Source organism: Corynebacterium sp. MSK006 (assembly GCF_030232385.1).
GTDB lineage: Bacteria > Actinomycetota > Actinomycetes > Mycobacteriales > Mycobacteriaceae > Corynebacterium > Corynebacterium frankenforstense_A.
The window spans coordinates 1-345 of sequence record NZ_JASPJZ010000036.1 but is presented as its reverse complement, the minus strand read 5'-3'; the positions used below and the strand labels follow the sequence as shown (position 1 = coordinate 345).

The 345-nt window shown below is 56.2% G+C and carries 1 protein-coding gene; it reads left to right on the top strand.

Features of this window, described 5'->3' with window-relative positions; genetic code table 11:
• A partial coding sequence (locus tag QQA02_RS11605) for a hypothetical protein (RefSeq protein ID WP_284864352.1) occupies positions 1-345 on the top strand: 345 nt, incomplete at both ends.

Sequence of the window (345 nt, the reverse complement as noted above, 5' to 3'; positions counted from 1 at the left end):
GTCACTGATGAGGATGACGACGACGACGGTTACACCGACAAGGAGGAGAAGGAGAAGGGTTCTGATCCCAAGGATTCGAACTCGATTCCTGCCACGGTGATTGACCCGGTTGAGGGTGTGGAGATCACCAACGGTGATCAGACTGTCGTCGAGGGTAACCCGATCGAGGACGTCACGATCACGCCGGCCGACAAGGACGCGAAGGTCACTGTCGATGAGAAGGATCTGCCGAAGGGCGTTGACTTCGATCCTGAGTCCAACAAGATTTCCGGTACTCCGGAGATCGATGACTGGGACAAGGACGAAGAGGAGCGTGACTTCGAGATCTCGGTGACCGTCGAGAAC